At 68.7% G+C, this 2577-nt stretch carries 2 protein-coding genes; both read right to left on the minus strand.

Translation table 11 applies throughout. The annotated features are described in order from the left end of the window. The coding region (locus ACWCQM_RS40870; RefSeq protein ID WP_450920131.1) for a type I polyketide synthase at positions 1-1629 on the minus strand (1629 nt) is incomplete at its 3' end. A gap of 43 nt (positions 1630-1672) precedes the next feature. Further along, positions 1673-2577 (minus strand): beta-ketoacyl reductase (locus tag ACWCQM_RS40875; RefSeq protein WP_450920132.1); only part of this gene is annotated, 905 nt, incomplete at its 5' end.

Consider the following 2577-nt stretch of genomic DNA (forward strand, 5'->3'; position numbering starts at 1 on the left):
CACCAGCTCATCGCGCGAACCACCGAACACCACGGCACGCTGCTCCAGCACAGCCCGCCCCGACGCCAACGACCAACCCACATCCACCGGCGACAGACCCGCATCACCCTCGACAAGCGACAGCAACCGCCCCGCCTGCCCACGCAGCGCCTCCGCGCTCCGCCCGGACACCACCCACGGCACCACACCCGGCACCACCGGATCCGACACCACAGGCACCACAACCTCCGGCGCCTGCTCCACAATCACATGCGCGTTGGTGCCGCTCACACCGAACGACGACACACCCGCACGACGCGGACGCCCCTCGACCGCCGGCCACTCACGCGCCTCGGTCAGAAGCTCGACCGCACCCGTTGACCAGTCGACCTCCGACGACGGCTCCCCCACATGCAGCGACGGCGGCAGTACACCTTGCCGCATCGCCAACACCATCTTGATCACGCCACCGACACCGGCGGCAGCCGCCGTGTGGCCGATGTTGGACTTCAACGAGCCCAGCCACAGCGGCCGATCGGCGGGGCGGTTCTGCCCGTAGGTGGCCAGCAGGGCCTGCGCCTCGATCGGATCGCCCAGCGTCGTGCCGGTGCCGTGCGCCTCCACCGCGTCGACCTCCGACGCGGACACCCGCGCGTCAGCCAGCGCGGCGCGGATGACACGCTGCTGGGAGGGGCCGTTCGGCGCTGTCAGACCATTGCTGGCGCCGTCCTGGTTCACCGCCGAACCACGAACCACCGCCAGTACGGGATGGCCGTTACGCCGTGCATCCGACAGCCGCTCCAGCAAAAGCACTCCGGCGCCTTCGCCCCACGCCGTACCGTCCGCCGCATCCGAGAAGGGCCGGCAACGCCCACTCGGTGACAGAGCACCCTGACGACTGAACTCCACGAACGCGCCAGGCGTGGTCATCAGAGTCACGCCCCCGGCAAGGGCCAGCGAACATTCGTCGTTGCGAAGGGCCTGGGCGGCCAGGTGCAGCGTCACCAGAGACGACGAGCAGGCCGTGTCCACGGTGACCGCGGGGCCCTCCAGGCCCAGGAAGTACGAGACCCGGCCGGAGAGCACTGCTCCGGACCTGCCTGTGCCCAGGTAACCCTCAAGTCCGTCGGGGGTCTGCCGCAGCAATGCGCCGTAGTCCGAACCGTTCGTGCCGGCGAAGACTCCGGTTCGACTTCCCTTGAGCGACGCCGGCTCGATTCCGGCCCGCTCCAGGGCCTCCCACGCCGTCTCCAGCAACAGCCGGTGCTGAGGGTCCATCGCCAGCGCCTCGCGCGGCGAGATCCCGAAGAAGGCAGGGTCGAAGTCGGTCACGCCGTCCAGGAAGGCGCCCTCACGCACATAGGTCTTCCCGCGCCGCGTTGGATCCGGGTCGTACAGTCCCTCGTCCCACCCACGGTCGGTGGGAAAGCCGGTGACGGCGTCGGTGCCGGAAGCCAGGAGCGACCACAGTTCCTCGGGGGACGTCACGCCCCCCGGAAAGCGGCAGCCGATGGCGACAATGGCAATAGGCTCCCGCGATGCCGCCGCGAGCCGGCGGTTCTCCTTACGGAGACGTTCGGTTTCCTTCAGCGATGTGCGCAGTGCGTCAAGGATCTTCTCAGGAGACGTATTACTCATTGCGAACTCCACGCGTATACGGGCGGTCCAGGGACGTGTGAGGCGCTTCGAAACTTCAGGAGTCGGAACCGTCGAAGGCGATGCGGAGCAGAGCTTCCGCATCCATCGAGTCGATCGACTCCTCGTCGAGCGGACTCTGTTCGCCCTCACCTGCTGGGAGGGATTCACCGGCTTCGAACTCCGCCAACCGCAGCAGGATGTCCATGAGGCCCGCGTCCCGGATCCGGTCGAGCGGAATCGACGCCAGCGCGTCGCGTACCCGGGCGTCATTGGGCTGATCCCCGGTGTGCTCGTCGCTGCCGGGGAACAGGAGAGCACGGAGGTTGTCCGCAAGGGCGGCCGGACTCGGGTAGTCGAAGACGAGCGTCGCGGGCAGGGCGAGGCCGGTCGCGGCCTTCAGCCTGTTCCGCAGCTCGACGGCGGTCAGCGAGTCGAAGCCGAGGTCCTTGAACGCCCGGTCGGGATCCACGGCGTCGGCGTTCGGATGCGCCAGCACCTTCGCCACCTGGGTCCGCACGAGTACGAGCAGCTCGTGCGCCCGCTCGGCAGGGGCCAGGGCGGCCAGCCGCTCGCTCAATGAAACCGCGGGGAGAGCGGATGGCCCCGCTGCGGCGAACCCGTCGTCTCCATCGGCGGAGGCCCCGAACAGGCGGATGACCTCGGGGAGTTCCGAGATCAACGGCGAGCGTCGGACAGTGGTGAACGAGGACGCGAATCGCGCCCAGTCCACATCCGCGACCATGGCGAAATCATCGTTCCGGCCGAGAACCCTGTCCAGTGCGGCAAGCGCGTCCTTGGGTGCCATGGCTTCGAACCCGCTGCGGTGAGCCCACTTCTCCCGCGTCTCACCTACCGCGAGGCCGCTGTCCGCCCATGCTCCCCAGGCGACGGAAGTACCTGCCAGCCCGAGCCCACGCCGCTGCTCCACCAACGCATCCAAGAACGCGTTGGCCGCCGCAT

This window comes from Streptomyces sp. NPDC002125, assembly GCF_053593715.1.